The organism is Streptomyces sp. NPDC000983 (genome assembly GCF_040299205.1).
Lineage (GTDB): Bacteria > Actinomycetota > Actinomycetes > Streptomycetales > Streptomycetaceae > Streptomyces.
Genome location: NZ_JBEPBM010000085.1, coordinates 1 through 12,264 on the forward strand (window position 1 = coordinate 1; position 12,264 = coordinate 12,264).

The window sequence follows — 12,264 nt, forward strand, 5'->3', positions numbered from 1 at the left end:
CAGGCTTGGAGGCTGATCCGCGACAACCAAGCGGTCTACCTCGAGGACCTGTCGGTCTCCGGCCTGGCCCGCACCCGCCTGGCCAAGTCCGTGCATGACGCCGCGTGGGGCATGTTCCGCCGCGTGCTTGAGGAGAAGGCGGCCCGCTACGGCCGGCACCTCGGTATTGTCTCCCGCTGGCTGCCGTCCTCGCAGACGTGCTCGGTGTGCTGGGTGGTGGATGGGAGGAAGCCGCTGCACGTACGTGTCTGGCGGTGCGGGGGCTGCGGTGCTGAGCATGATCGTGACCTCAATGCGTCGCGTGTGATCCTCGCCGCCGGGCAGGCGGAGAGGCTAAACGCCCCTGGAGGGCCGGTCAGTCCCGGAGTGGAAACCCCACACCGGGCACGGCCCGTTGAACGGGGAACCCACCCGAAGGCCCCGCCGGATACCACCGGCAGCCAGGCGGGAATCCCCATCCTTTAGGACGGGGAGGATGTCAAACGCCGACGTGGCAGGTTCCGCCCCTGCGCCCTCCGGGTCCCGAGGCCGGTGCTCTCCTGACTGAGCTACATGTCGATGAGGACCGACGATAGACAGCACGACGATCACCGGACAACCGGATTGCCCAGGGCGGCACATTGCTCATCGGTGAGAGTGTGGCTCTCTATTGCCCGTGCATGGATCGCTGCGTGGGGATCGTTGGGGGTCCGTGTGGGCTATCCCATGACCGCTCGGGCGGTGTCGAGGAACGCCAGTCGGTTGTCCTCCAGGTAGTCCCGTACGCTCTCGCCGTCGGGCAGGCCCTCCCAGACCGTCCGGTTGAGGTCGAGGAAGTACGCACGCGCCGCGTCGTGCACCGGCAGCGGGAACTGGATACGGATGAGCCGTTCGGCGACCCACAGCCTGTTCATGACGTCCTGGGTCTCGATGTGCCAGGGGTGGGTGTCGTCGAAGTCGGAAGGCCGGCTGAACGCGGAGCGTTCGGCCTCGGCCGCCACCTCGATGAACCGCTCCAACAGGGTCAGCCGTTCCGCGCGCCGGGCCTCCGACAGGGCGTTCTGCTGCCGTTGCTGTTCGGCACGTTCCGCCGACAGTTGAGTCCTGTGCTGCACGAGGTAGGACAACATGCCGCCGAGGGCAACGCCGCCCAGTGATATGAGTGACACCCAGACCTGACCCGCCATGGTGGTCATCGTGCCACGCGGCCGGACCCGGGGACGGGCACCGGCCGCAGCGTGGTCACTCCACGGCCTCCCGCCCGTCCTGCTCGAACGCGATGTGGCAGCGTTCGACCTGGTCGCCGACCTGCTCCATGAACCAGCGCATGATCTCGTAGGGGATGTCGTGCTCGTGATGGCCGTGAATGTGGACGGTCGGTTCCAGTCCCGGATCCTCGTCGGGGACGAACGCCACCAAGAAGGCGGCTCCGGGCACATGACTCCCGACGCCGGGGCTCTCGGCCGACGTGGCTGGCACAGGGACGGCCTCGCTCAGTTCCACGGCCCAGGCATCGTCGGGCAAGGCGTAGTGGAACCGGACGGCGTAGTGGCGTCCCGCATGTTCTCGCAGCTCGGCTGGCATGAAGGCAGGGTGCCACAGGTGCGAGAGCCGATTTCCGGCGTCCGCCCGGCGTCGCGGGACATCCCTGAAGACCTCAGAGAGCAGGCTCCGGGAGGTGCCCGAGATGCTTGACGACGCGCTCACGCAGCCGGAGGTATTCCTCCCAGCGGCGGGGCAGGGGCCCCGGTGGACGTGTGACAGGGCGGGCCGCGGTGACTGTCTGGCCGCGCTGGAACTGCTCGTGTGTCAGATCGAGTTCGACACCGCTGGGCAGCAGGTTCCACCAGTGGAAGCCGTGTTGTTCTCCGCGGAGGTGGACCTCGCCGAGCATGAGGTCGCCGCCGAAGATGTCGTTGACGACCAAGGCTGTGATGTCGCAGTGACCCCAGGCAGGGTTGTCGGGCTGCCAGCCGGCGCGGTCGAGGTCGTCCGGGGAGCAGGTGTCAGCGGCCCAGCTGGCGCGGAGGGCCTTGTCGATGACGAGCAGGTTCCAGGGGGTCATGGCGGCAGCATCGCAGCGGCCACTGACAACGTGATCCGGCGAACGCCGTAGGAAGCAGGAGGCCGACGAGGGTTGGATGGCTCCATGGCGAAACGAAGGCGGGGCAAGGCGCGGTCTGGGTTCGGAATGCCGGAGGGTGTCGTCCTGCTCGCGAGGCCGGAGGGATGGCGCCACAGTGTCCGTACCGCGGAGGGCGGGATGTTGTGCGGGAGCCTCGCCGACGTGCCGGTCGATGCCGACCCGGCCAAGGCGCGTGCTGCCGTGGCGGAGATGGTGGTGGGACTCGCGCTCGACTTCCATGGAGCTCGCGTCGATGTGATCTGGGATCCGCCGCGGGAACCCGGGTCCTGGACGGCCCGGGTGACCGCGGTCGATGAGGTTACGAGGACTCTGTGAACGCGGTGGCGTGGTCCGCGGCCCACTGGCGGTACGTCCGTGGCGGCCTTCCGAGGGTGTCGGCGACCGCTGTGGTGATGTGCGCGGGCTGTCCTACCGCCGCGTTCCACGCGGCGAGCAGCATGTCGACGACCGAGGCCGGTGCCGAGCCCTTCGACAGGCGTCGGAACTCGTCCGGTGTCATCTCCTCGAACGGAATCCGGTGTCCCAGGGCGTCGCCGATGGCTTCCACCTGTGCCGCCTGGGTGAGTGACTCGGGGCCGGTGAGGACGTAGTCGGCTCCGGCGTGTCCGTCCTGGCGGAGCGTCCGTGCCGCTACGGCTGCGACGTCGCGATCGTCGACCGGTGCCGTCTCGGCGGCGGCGTACGGCCACCGGACGGTCTCGCCGGCCCTGATCGTGGCTGCCCACCAGGGCAGCGAGTTCGACGCGAGCATGCCGGGCCGGATGACGGTCGACTCGAGTGCGGTGGCTGCGATGAGCCGCTCGATGTCGGCGTGCAGCGCGGCCATGGGATTGGGCTGCTGGAAGAAGGGGTGCGGTGTCTGGTGCGGGGAGGAGAGGAAGACGACCCGCCGCGCGTGTGCGGCCAGTCGTTCGACGACCGCTGCGGCGGTCTGGGGCGGGACGGTCCAGACGAGGAAGACCGCACCGACGCCGCGCAATGCCGGTTCGAGGGACTGGGGCACGGTGAGGTCGCCTGTGAAGACCTCGGCTTCCGACGGCAGTGTCGCCGCCGTCTCGGTGCGGTGGGTGAGGGCGCGGACCGGTACGCCCGCGTCGATGAGCTGGTCGATGACGATGCGGCCGATACGGCCTGTCGCCCCGGTCACGAGTACGGGAGGAGTGTCTGTCTGATGCACGACGCCATGAAAACGTTACTGGGTTAAAAAAGCAATCTGGTAATGAATGTTACTCTGGTCCGATGAGCGAGCCGACGGGACTGCGGGCCCGCAAGAAGGAGCGGACGCGTGACGCCATCGGCGACGCGGCCGTCTCGCTGTTCCTGGAGCACGGCTTCGACCGCGTCTCGGTCAACGACATCGCCGCGGCGGCCGAGATCTCCAAGCCGACCCTCTTCCGCTACTTCCCCACCAAGGAAGACCTGGTGCTGCACCGGTTCGCGGACCATCAGGGCGAAGCGGCACGCGTCGTACGCGGCCGCACGTCCGGCATCGAGCCGGTGACGGCGCTGCACGGGCACTTCCGGGCCGGCCTCGATCGGTACGACCCCGTCACCGGCCTCAACGATCACCCCGAGGTGGTGGCGTTCCACCGGCTGGTGTTCACCACGCCGAGCCTGGCGGGACGGCTCACGCAGTACCAGCTCGAGGACGAGGAAGCACTGGCGGACGCCCTCGGCGAAGGCATCCGGGCACGCCTGCTGGCCGCCCAGGTGCTCGCGGTCCAACGGGTGCTCGCCCGGGCCAACTGGCAGAAGATCGCCGACGGCCGGGCCGCCCAAGACGTCCACCCCGAGGCCGTGACCGACGCCGATCACGCGTTCGACCAACTGCGCTGACAGGCGCAGCCGCCGGTCGGTGAAGGCGCCGAGGTCCGCGGCGCGCATTGCCCGGGGCGGGCCGGGCTGCTTCCGCGCATGCGGGCAGCCGCCGTCTCGTCGGACACAGGGGTCCTTGCGGCTGGGCCGACTTGGGCCTGTTGCGGGGCGGGTCCCTCGTCCTGACCACAGCTTTGTTGTCCGACGAGCGTGCCCGCTCAGCTGATCGCGAGCGGCGGCACAGGATCCAGACCCAGCTTGCTCCGGCATGAGTCGACGGCCCGAACGACCCAGGCGGTCACGGCATCGCGATCCGGTGCGACGGCGTGAAGCTCGCGCGCCTTCTCGTGGGCTTGGACCATCCACGGGGCCAGCGGGTCCTCTCGAGGGACGCGCTCGAAGTGATCGCGGGCCGTGACCGGGTCTCCGACCAGAGCGGCTGCGATCCCGGTGTCGAAGCTGTCCCAGAGGAATCCCTGTCGTACCGGCCTGGACGTCAGGTGCCGGGCCACGCTCCGCAGATCCGGGAACGTCTTCCTCGGCGCGGTCACCTGCGCGGCCGCCTGTCGGCCGAGCTCGAGTGCCGGCGGCGTGAACTGGTCCTCGGTGCGGAACGACTCGGGTCCGGTCCGGACCGCGTCCATGTGGAAGGCCAAGTGGTTCACGTCGTGCCACAGCCACATCGCACCGACGTACAGACCGCTGCCTGTGGTTCGTGGTGGAGTGAATCCCACGACCCCGAGCCACCACTCATGATCATCGACCCACAGCCGCGACCGCCCGCGCTGGCTCAGACCGAGCGGCTTCAGGGACTCCCGCGTTGCCGAGGTGATGATCCGGAGGGCCGGACCGTGATCTGCCAGGACCGGCATTACCGGCCGTACGACCGACACCCCCATCGGTCGTGGTGGCGCATCGGGCCCCATGTTCGTGCCGTTCGGGGACGAGGCAGGTCAGAGGGGGCGGTCGACGTGTTCGTGCAGGGCCTTCGCCAGGTGGCCGGCGAGCGGCTCGGGCAGGCTCTCGCCGTGCACGGTGTTCAGGAGTGTGTCGGCGAGCAGGTGGAGTTTGGTGTTGCTGTTCTGCGAGGTCGTCACCAGGACGTCCCATGCCTGTTCGGCGCTGATGGTGTAGGAGGCCATGAGGATGCCGCGGGCGAGGTCGATGGCGGGGCGGGTCTGCATGGCGCGTCGGAGCTGGTCGTTCTCCGTTCTGACCGCGTCGTCGGCCTGAGCCGCGCCGAGTTCCGTGTCCTGCGGCTGCCGTGAGCTGTCCTCTTCCGCGCTGAGGAACGGTGTTGGGCCGGACGTGAGTGCGTCGAGGGTGCCGGTGAGTTCGAGCAGGCGTTGCACGGCGGGGCTGGAGACACGGACGCAGAGGGTCTTGGCGGTCTCGCGGGCTTGCCGGTGTACCCGTAGGAGGACGTGGAGCCCGGAGCAGTCGCAGAACGTGATCTGGGCGAGGTCGACCTCCACGCCGTTGGCTGACCGCTCCAACGCGTCCTGAAGGATCTGTCCCAGTGCGGGACTGCTGTTGCAGTCGATGTCACCGGCCGCCGTGACCAGGGTGTGTGTGCCGTGCGCGCCCGTGTGGACGGTCAGCGACAGCGGCGGGAGGTAGGAGGCCGGGCGGCGTTCGGCCCCGCATTCGGCGCACTGCTTCTGATCGCCTGGCAGGGCGGCTACATGACCGGACATATGTGGCTCCCGAGCATCCGTCCTTCCGTGCCTGCTCCCAGCATCCCCCGCCCGCACTTCGCACGTCAACCAATACATGAAATTGAAGTCGTGTTTTTGAAAGCGTGAAACATCTGCCCTACTCTGTAGTCATGGGCGGAGTCGCGGAGCCGTATGTGGGCTGGACGTTTTTGACCAATCACGCTCGGGTGCTGGCCGCCGTCGCGGAGGACGACACCACCCGCATCCGGGACATCGCCGCGCGCTGCCGGCTCACCGAGCGGGCGGTCCAGCGGATCATCGCCGACCTGGAGGAGGGCGGCTACCTGACCCACATCCGCCAGGGCCGTTCTAACCTCTACCGGGTCTCGCCCGACACCGTGCTGCGCCATCCCGCCGACGGCGAGGCGACCGTTGCCAGCCTGCTGACTCTCCTCGTCCGTCATGACCGCGGCACCACGACCGGCGCCGCCGCGGAGGCGGACGGGCAACGGTAGGCACCAGTTCCGCCCCGCGCGCGGCAGTACCCGGACGACACGTCCTGCACCTGCGTGGCCCGTACGCCGCGTACCCGCGCTGATGCCATCGGCGCCGGCGTGCTGACATGGGCGAAACCCGGACAGTTGTCAGTCGCCGGGGCCCGGATCGGCGTGGACCGGTGCCTTGATACCGGCTCGGGCCGCCTCCAGTTGGGCGGCGAACGCGATGCCGTAGAAGAGAGCCACGGCGGTGAGATTGGCCCACAGCAGCAGGGCGACGAACGCCGTGAGCGGCCCGTACAGCGCGCCGAAGGCACCGCTGCCTTCCACGTACAGGGCCAGCAGCCAGGTCGCCGCCACCCACAGGATCAGGTGCAGCGCGGAGCCGAAGGCCAGCCAGGTGTAACCGGGCTGGACCCGGCGCGGCGCCCATCGGAAGATCACAGCCGAGGCGACCCATGCCAGTGCCAGCCCCACCGGCACCTGCAGGGCGCTTCGCAGGCCGGGCGCGCCGAGCGACCATCCCGAGGACGCCTCCACCGCGTCACCCACCGCCTCACCGGCCACCAGGACGACGAATCCCACGATCATGGGCAGGCCCGCGGCGAGCGCCAGGGCGAAGGAGCGGGCGTACTTGCGGGACGGCGGGCGGTCGCGCTCGATGCCGTAGATGCGGTTGGCGCCCCGTTCGATCTGCCCCATCGCCGAGGTCAGGTTCAGCAGCGCGAAACCCAGGCCGAGCCAGAGCGCCAGGGTGCTCCACACATCGCCGTCGGCGGTGGTGCGGGTCGCGTCGAAGGCGTCGGCGACCACCTCGCCGCTGGCTCCGGGCACGATCCGGGCCAGGGTCAGTTCCACGGTCCGGCCCACGGACTCTGTGTGCACCGAGGTGGCCAGCCCCACCAGCGCCACGGTGAACGGCACCAGACCGAGCACCACCTGGAAGGCGAGCGCCCGCGCGTTGGTGAAACCGTCGGCGTAGCGGAACCGGGTGAAGGAGTCCGCCAGCAACCGCAGCCCTCCGTAGTGCCGCAACGCGGTGAACGCCTCGTCCCCGGACAGCTCCTCGCCCAGCATGTCCCTGGTCTGCGGAACGTGTACGGCGGTACCCACGATGCCGGCCCTCTTCCTGGTCGTCCTCTGACGTCCGACTGCCCACGCCGGGTCCGCCCACGCGTGGACGTCGCCGGCGGCGAGCGACGGGCGGCCGACGCGACGGCGATGACGCGGCCGACCGGCCCGGTCCCGGGCCGACGGTTCCCGGGACCGGGCCCGGAACTCCGCCCGAGCAGCCGACCCGCCTCGCGACGGCACGCCCGGATGAGAAATACTCGGCCGATGAGTCCACGTACGTCCCCGACCAGGCAGCCGGTCACGATACGCAGGGCTGTTGCGCGGGACGCCAAACGGCTCACGCGGATCGTGCGTGGTTCCGGCGCGTATGCGGGCAAGTACGAGGCCGCGGTCGCGGGCTACCGGGTCGGGCCTGATTACATCGAGGCCAACCGCGTCTTCGTGGTCGTCGGTACTGACGAGGAAGAAGGCCGCATCCTCGGCTTCTACTCGCTCGTCCTCACTCCACCCGAGCTCGACCTGATGTTCGTCGCCGACGCGGCGCAAGGACGAGGCATCGGACGACTGCTCGTCGCACACATGGAGTCCGAGGCCCGCGCCGCCGGGCTCGCCCGCGTCAAGGTGGTGTCGCATCCTCCCGCCGAGGACTTCTACCACCGCGTGGCCGCAGTACGGACCGGTACCGTGCCCGCGAACCCGCCCGCCGTGCCGTGGGACCGTCCCGAATTCGAGTTCCGCATCTCGCCGGGATGACGAGGCGCCGGAGCAGCGCCGGCCCTGTCACCGGGGCGGTCCCGTGTTCGCGGCGCCGCACTGCGGTGAGGGCTGCTGTCAGTGGTCGCGTGACACGGTCCAGGCCGGGAGGTGTTCCAGGAACGCGACGGCCTCGGGCCGCCAGCGTTCCCGCCAGGCGGCGGCATGGCCCGCGGCTCGGCGGGCGAACCGGTCGGCGTCGGCCCGCAGTGTCCGGTCGATGCCGTGGGAGCGTGCGATGCGGCGGATACGGTCGAGGGTGTCGTCGTCGCAGCCGGGATCGCCCAAGGCGTCCTCCAGCAAATTGAGTTCACTCTCGTCGGCGGCGGCCGACAGGGCCCGTACGACGTAACTGCGGCGTCCGGAACGGATGTCGGAGCCGGGGGACTTGCCCAGCCGCTCGGGGGAGCCGAACAGGTCGAGCCAGTCGTCGTGGATCTGGTTGGCGATGCCCAGCGCGGTGGCGTAGCCGCGCAGTTCGTCCGTGTACGGGGCGGGGTCGGTACCGGCGGCGAGCAGACCCAGTCGCAGCGGGGCGAGCACCGAGTAGCGCGTGGACTTGTACTCGGTGACCGTGTGCAGGAGTTCGGTGCCGGGTGCGGGGTGGAAGTCGCGCTCCAGATCGAGGAGTTGCCCGGCCGTCGTGACGGCTCCGGCCTCGGCGTGGACCGCGGCCATGGCCAGGGCGCGGGCGGGCGGCAGGTCGCTGGTGAGCAGGACGCGGACGGACAGGAACGCCGCCAGGTCGCCGGCGAGGACGGCGAGGGCGAGGGCCGTGTCGGGCCGGTCGGGGAACTCCCGGCGGTAGGCGTAGTAGGTGGAGGGGCCGCCACGGCGTACGGGGGAGTCGTCGATGATGTCGTCGTGGATCAGGCCGTGGGTCTGCAGCAGTTCGATGCTGATGGCGGCCTCGTCGAGCCCGGGCACGAACTCGCCGGTGACCAGACCGGCGGCCTCGTGGATCAGGGCCACCCGCAGGCGTTTGCCGCCGCGCAGCGACAACTCGCGCACCAGTTCCAGCGCACGGGCGGGAAAGGCCCCGTGCGGCGGGATCTCCAGGGTGCCGCTCTCGGGGTCGGTCAGGGAGTCGAAGTACGCCGCGAAGCGGGCGTCGAACCGGCGCTGATGGCCGGCCGCACGCCGCAGGGCAGCGGTGATGGCGTCGTTCACGGCTCCAGACTTTCACCGACCGGGCGGTTCGTGCGCCGATCCCGAGTGACCCGGCCGATCCTCGGCACGCTCGGCCTCTGTGACCCGGCGGAGGCCCGGCCGACGCCGGGAGGGCGACAATCCCGGTATGCGGAGCCGACGGGACCAGGTAACGTCTTGGTCATGTTCTTCCAGACGACGATTCACGAGTGAGAGCGTGACGGGCGCCCGTGCCGACGTTCTGCGACGTCGCGGTGCCCGTCCCCTGCCGACGAATCCGTAGATCACTTCACACCATCCGGGAGAACCCGTGAGCAAGAACATCAACAACCCCGTGGGCATGGGCGGCGGCCAGCGCAAGAAGCTGTCCCGCGCCGAACGGCAGAACAACGGCCCGCACCGCAACCTCGACCGCCAGAGTGCCGCCGACCGCAAGGCCGAGCTGGTGCGCAAGATGCGCGAGAAGACGGGCACGGCCGAGGGCGCCGGAAAGACGGACGACGACACCGCACAGAGCTGACACACCGCCACCGCAAGGCGGCGCCGTACGGTGCAGGGCCCGGACCGCGACATGTGGTCCGGGCCCTGCTGCCGTACGAGGCACGGCCTGCCCCGCTCAGCCGCAGACCTCTTGCGAGGCTCGCCATACTGTCCGGATGGAGATGCAGGCCGCAGAGGCGGCGCGGCGTTGGCTGGCTGAACAAGGCGTTCGCCAGGTGCACGGCGGGTGGGCGAGCGACGACGAACCGCAGGTGTTGCTCACCACCAGCCAGGTGGCGCACTCCTGGGCCGGCGATGTGTTCGCCGAGGATCTGGATGCGGCCGACCAGGTCCGGTTGGCCTTCGGCCTGCTGGACCTCCTCGACGAGTACTGGGTCACCTGTGAGGTGCGGTTCGCGAACGAGGGCGCGGACGGCCCGCTGCCGGGCGACGTGCTGTGGGACGGCTACCGCCGGCGACTGGAGGCGGACAGGGGAGCCGAGGCCGTCACCTATTCGCTCTGGGTGGACTGGTTCGAGGACGCGACCACTTCCGCGATGGCCTTCGCCGAGGTTCTGGGTAACGACACCGACCGCTTGACGGCCGGGCCGTCGGAAGGCCTGCTCCGCCGGGCCCGTCGGGTTCTGGAGTGTTCGGGCCCGGTCCGCTGGCCGGTGAAGGAGCCGACGTACCGCGCCGCCGCACGGCTTCCCGCCCTTCACCCAGCCGTCCTGAGAGGTCTTCGGGCGAGTTTCCACGACATCTACGGCGATCTGGAACCGGCTGCCGCGCTGGCCCTCCTCGACCGGTTGGATCTCCCCGCAGACATCGAGCACGTCGCAGAACTGCGTCACGTACTCGCAGCGGGACACAAGAACCACCACCGCAGCCCCGGCGCCTGGGAGGATGCGGTTCGCTCCTGCTCCTGAGCCGTGTTCCTGGCGGGCCGAAGGAGGACGTGAAGCCGATCCCGGCGTTCGCCTTCGTGGCCGGAAGGATGCGGGAGCCTGCTTGGCGATGCCTGACACCTTGGCAGGCATCGCCAAGTAGGCTCCTGCGGGAGGCTGTTGAAGAAGGTCCGGGGACAGAGGGCGACCAACGGGGGGTGTCCGGTGCCACACCCACTCGGCAGGGCGACGGGTTGCCCGTCATGAGCAGCGGCGTGGCATGGATCGCCACCAGCTGGCTGCTCGCCTTCGCAGGAGTCAACGCGGCACTGTACGTGACCTGGTGGCGGCGCACACGGGACGAGCGCGCGTTCCTGAGGGACGTTCTCACGGCAGGCCTGGATCCGATCCGGGCGGCCTGGTGGCTCGGCGCCTCGTGGGACGCATCGCCCCAACAACAGCGCTACGCCGCGGAGGTGGCCGTACGCCTGCTGATCCTGGCCGGTGACGCCGCGGTCGACGAGGCGGGCCGGATCACCGTGCCGCGAGGGCGCCTCGGCACGCAGAAGGACCCGGTACGGGCAGCGCTCGTGACGACCCTGCGCCGGCACAAGGGCGCCACGCTGTACGAATTGCTGAATGACTCCCGCTTCACACGGTTCCGCAAGGTCCTCCACTCACGCCGTCCGCCGCTGCGCAGCGAGTTCGGTACGTATCGCACGCCGTCGCTGACGGCCGCCCTCGTCACGGCGTACGGCCTCTCCCTCCACGCGATGATCACGCGACATCCGGTGCCCGGACTGCCCTCATTGGGCCCGGGGATGTGGATGACCGCCTGGATACCGCTGTGGGCCGTACTGGCCGCCCTCGCGGCGATCTGGCCCGTCAGGACGTCCCGCCCCTGGCCCCGCTTCACCCGTCACTGCCGCGCCGTCGTCACCCGGGCCCTGGCCGACGAGGACAACCACACTCTCTACCGGGTGTCCGTCGTCAGCTCGTCCACCCCGCCCGACCGGCGCACACCCCCCAGGACGACATACTCACAGCCAGCGGCCGGCCCCGGCCGCAGCGGCCGTTCGGCGCCTCGGTACGACCTCGACGACGCGGCGGCCTCGGACACCTATGACGGCGGCTCCGACAGCGGCGACTTCGGTGGGGGCGAGTGAAGCCAGGTGCCCGCCCCTGAGTGGGCGCTTCTGAAGCCCGAAGTCGGTTGGAACGGGCGGGCGGCGAGCAGTTCGGGCCATGCCGGCCACGCTTGGCCTGTGTGCTATCAACAGGCATGGCACTGAAGATCGAGCGAACCGACGCACGGACGTGGCCGGATGAACACCTCAAGGAACTCTTCAGCGAGGGCTTTCCGGAGTTCATCACGGCTGACCGACTGGTGAAGGACTACATAGGCAGGGTCGGCGAGTGGTTCGCCGACCTGAACCTCATGCTGATCAATGAGCACGATGTGCCGGTCGCATCAGGTTGGGGTGTGCCGATCCACTGGGATGGTCTGCCCGAGACACTCCCCACCGGGTACTCGCAGGCCCTTGTTCGCGCCGTCGAGGGCCGCGAACAGGACGTGAAGCCCGACACCTTGGTGATCTGCGGAGCAATTGTCACCCCTGCGCTCAAGGGACACGGGCTTGCGGGCGAAATTCTTGAGGCCCTACGTCAGACCGCAAGGGACGCCGGCTGGTCGCAGGTCATTGCGCCGGTCCGACTGAGGTTCCCCCTGCTAGCCGGACAGCTTGATACTGGGACGGTTGGTCCCGGAGGAAGCAGTCACAGGTAGTGAGCAACATGAGTAAGCGGTACACGGCCGAGTTCAAGCG

16 protein-coding genes and 1 tRNA gene are annotated in these 12,264 nt (G+C 69.5%); 8 read left to right on the plus strand and 9 right to left on the minus strand.

Annotated elements, in window-relative coordinates:
- On the plus strand, window positions 1-465 hold a 465-nt coding region (locus tag ABT296_RS37760), incomplete at its 5' end, for an RNA-guided endonuclease InsQ/TnpB family protein (protein ID WP_351934548.1).
- A gap of 20 nt (window positions 466-485) precedes the next feature.
- On the opposite strand, the gene ABT296_RS37765 is transcribed toward ABT296_RS37760, so the two are convergent.
- The 5 genes from ABT296_RS37765 to ABT296_RS37785 form a co-directional block, all read right to left on the minus strand.
- A tRNA-Pro gene (locus tag ABT296_RS37765) sits at window positions 486-558 on the minus strand.
- Window positions 559-698: 140 nt separating this feature from the next.
- On the minus strand, window positions 699-1,175 hold the full coding sequence (locus ABT296_RS37770) for a hypothetical protein (RefSeq protein ID WP_351934550.1): 477 nt from the start codon (window positions 1,173-1,175) through the stop codon (window positions 699-701).
- A gap of 46 nt (window positions 1,176-1,221) precedes the next feature.
- Window positions 1,222-1,563 carry a hypothetical protein gene (locus ABT296_RS37775; protein WP_351934552.1) on the minus strand — a complete coding sequence of 114 codons (342 nt, stop codon included), beginning with the start codon at window positions 1,561-1,563 and terminating at the stop codon, window positions 1,222-1,224.
- 73 nt (window positions 1,564-1,636) lie between these two features.
- Complete coding sequence (locus tag ABT296_RS37780; protein WP_351934554.1) at window positions 1,637-2,044, minus strand: YunG family protein; 408 nt, start codon at window positions 2,042-2,044, stop codon at window positions 1,637-1,639.
- A 379-nt stretch (window positions 2,045-2,423) separates the two neighbouring features.
- Window positions 2,424-3,302, minus strand: a complete 879-nt coding sequence (locus ABT296_RS37785) for an NAD(P)H-binding protein (protein WP_351934556.1) — start codon at window positions 3,300-3,302, stop codon at window positions 2,424-2,426.
- A 62-nt stretch (window positions 3,303-3,364) separates the two neighbouring features.
- Here ABT296_RS37785 and ABT296_RS37790 point away from each other — a divergent pair, with 62 nt between their 5' ends.
- Complete coding sequence (locus ABT296_RS37790; protein WP_351934558.1) at window positions 3,365-3,961, plus strand: TetR/AcrR family transcriptional regulator; 597 nt, start codon at window positions 3,365-3,367, stop codon at window positions 3,959-3,961.
- 197 nt (window positions 3,962-4,158) lie between these two features.
- Here ABT296_RS37790 and ABT296_RS37795 read toward each other — a convergent pair whose 3' ends face one another.
- Entirely contained in the window at window positions 4,159-4,833 is a 675-nt protein-coding gene (locus tag ABT296_RS37795; RefSeq protein ID WP_351934560.1) for a hypothetical protein, read from the minus strand.
- A 60-nt stretch (window positions 4,834-4,893) separates the two neighbouring features.
- Window positions 4,894-5,637, minus strand: a complete 744-nt coding sequence (locus ABT296_RS37800; RefSeq protein WP_351934562.1) for an anti-sigma factor antagonist — start codon at window positions 5,635-5,637, stop codon at window positions 4,894-4,896.
- 131 nt (window positions 5,638-5,768) lie between these two features.
- Here ABT296_RS37800 and ABT296_RS37805 point away from each other — a divergent pair, with 131 nt between their 5' ends.
- Window positions 5,769-6,113 carry a helix-turn-helix transcriptional regulator gene (locus ABT296_RS37805; protein ID WP_351934564.1) on the plus strand — a complete coding sequence of 115 codons (345 nt, stop codon included), beginning with the start codon at window positions 5,769-5,771 and terminating at the stop codon, window positions 6,111-6,113.
- Between the two features lie 129 nt (window positions 6,114-6,242).
- Here the strand turns inward: ABT296_RS37805 and ABT296_RS37810 are convergent, their stop codons facing one another.
- Window positions 6,243-7,208, minus strand: a complete 966-nt coding sequence (locus ABT296_RS37810; protein WP_351934566.1) for a YihY/virulence factor BrkB family protein — start codon at window positions 7,206-7,208, stop codon at window positions 6,243-6,245.
- 225 nt (window positions 7,209-7,433) lie between these two features.
- On the opposite strand from ABT296_RS37810, the gene ABT296_RS37815 reads away from it, so the two are divergent.
- Window positions 7,434-7,922 carry a GNAT family N-acetyltransferase gene (locus tag ABT296_RS37815; protein WP_351934568.1) on the plus strand — a complete coding sequence of 163 codons (489 nt, stop codon included), beginning with the start codon at window positions 7,434-7,436 and terminating at the stop codon, window positions 7,920-7,922.
- 78 nt (window positions 7,923-8,000) lie between these two features.
- On the opposite strand, the gene ABT296_RS37820 is transcribed toward ABT296_RS37815, so the two are convergent.
- Window positions 8,001-9,092, minus strand: coding sequence for a polyprenyl synthetase family protein (locus tag ABT296_RS37820; RefSeq protein WP_351934570.1), 1,092 nt, complete (start codon window positions 9,090-9,092; stop codon window positions 8,001-8,003).
- Between the two features lie 289 nt (window positions 9,093-9,381).
- Between ABT296_RS37820 and ABT296_RS37825 the strand changes: the two genes are divergently transcribed.
- The 4 genes from ABT296_RS37825 to ABT296_RS37840 all read left to right on the plus strand — a co-directional run bounded on the left by ABT296_RS37825 (window position 9,382) and on the right by ABT296_RS37840 (window position 12,224).
- Window positions 9,382-9,591: a DUF6243 family protein gene (locus ABT296_RS37825; protein ID WP_351934572.1), complete on the plus strand. Its 210-nt coding sequence runs from the start codon at window positions 9,382-9,384 to the stop codon at window positions 9,589-9,591.
- A 136-nt stretch (window positions 9,592-9,727) separates the two neighbouring features.
- Window positions 9,728-10,480: a hypothetical protein gene (locus ABT296_RS37830; protein WP_351934574.1), complete on the plus strand. Its 753-nt coding sequence runs from the start codon at window positions 9,728-9,730 to the stop codon at window positions 10,478-10,480.
- Window positions 10,481-10,701: 221 nt separating this feature from the next.
- Window positions 10,702-11,604 carry a hypothetical protein gene (locus ABT296_RS37835; protein ID WP_351934576.1) on the plus strand — a complete coding sequence of 301 codons (903 nt, stop codon included), beginning with the start codon at window positions 10,702-10,704 and terminating at the stop codon, window positions 11,602-11,604.
- Between the two features lie 116 nt (window positions 11,605-11,720).
- Window positions 11,721-12,224, plus strand: a complete 504-nt coding sequence (locus tag ABT296_RS37840; RefSeq protein ID WP_351934578.1) for a hypothetical protein — start codon at window positions 11,721-11,723, stop codon at window positions 12,222-12,224.
- Window positions 12,225-12,264 lie beyond the last annotated feature (40 nt).

Bases quoted from the DNA above. Each gene is read 5' to 3' on its own strand.
- ABT296_RS37800 (WP_351934562.1), bottom strand. From the start codon at position 5,637: ATGTCCGGTCATGTAGCCGCCCTGCCAGGCGATCAGAAGCAGTGCGCC.
- ABT296_RS37770 (WP_351934550.1), bottom strand. From the start codon at position 1,175: ATGACCACCATGGCGGGTCAGGTCTGGGTGTCACTCATATCACTGGGC.
- ABT296_RS37805 (WP_351934564.1), top strand. From the start codon at position 5,769: ATGGGCGGAGTCGCGGAGCCGTATGTGGGCTGGACGTTTTTGACCAAT.
- ABT296_RS37840 (WP_351934578.1), top strand. From the start codon at position 11,721: ATGGCACTGAAGATCGAGCGAACCGACGCACGGACGTGGCCGGATGAA.
- ABT296_RS37835 (WP_351934576.1), top strand. From the start codon at position 10,702: ATGAGCAGCGGCGTGGCATGGATCGCCACCAGCTGGCTGCTCGCCTTC.
- ABT296_RS37830 (WP_351934574.1), top strand. From the start codon at position 9,728: ATGGAGATGCAGGCCGCAGAGGCGGCGCGGCGTTGGCTGGCTGAACAA.
- ABT296_RS37780 (WP_351934554.1), bottom strand. From the start codon at position 2,044: ATGACCCCCTGGAACCTGCTCGTCATCGACAAGGCCCTCCGCGCCAGC.
- ABT296_RS37790 (WP_351934558.1), top strand. From the start codon at position 3,365: ATGAGCGAGCCGACGGGACTGCGGGCCCGCAAGAAGGAGCGGACGCGT.
- ABT296_RS37815 (WP_351934568.1), top strand. From the start codon at position 7,434: ATGAGTCCACGTACGTCCCCGACCAGGCAGCCGGTCACGATACGCAGG.
- ABT296_RS37775 (WP_351934552.1), bottom strand. From the start codon at position 1,563: ATGCCAGCCGAGCTGCGAGAACATGCGGGACGCCACTACGCCGTCCGG.